This is a genomic window from Polaribacter sp. 2305UL8-11, assembly GCF_058147165.1.
In genome coordinates this window covers 1-235 of the sequence record NZ_JBYVJW010000118.1, presented here as the reverse complement: position 1 = coordinate 235, position 235 = coordinate 1, and the positions used below count along the sequence as shown (strand labels likewise).

1 protein-coding gene is annotated in these 235 nt (G+C 30.6%); it reads right to left on the bottom strand.

All coding sequences use genetic code 11. The features are described from left to right. The coding region (locus ACY2RW_RS16405) for an alpha/beta hydrolase (protein ID WP_490123793.1) at positions 1 to 235 on the bottom strand (235 nt) is incomplete at both ends.

Genomic DNA, 235 nt, shown 5'->3' with positions numbered 1-235 from the left:
AGTTTATTGGGGTTAATATTTAATTTTTTTGCATTTTTTCTTACAAACCCTATTGCAGATTTAGCATCTTCTACAGCTTCAAAAGGAGTTGGTCTATGAATGTTTTTTATTCTATAATCTGCAGAAATTGCAATCATACCTCTCGAAGCTAAATAAGAAGCGTGTCTTTTAAATGCTTTATAACTACCTCCATTCCAGCCTCCACCATGAAAAAAAACAATGCAATTATATATTT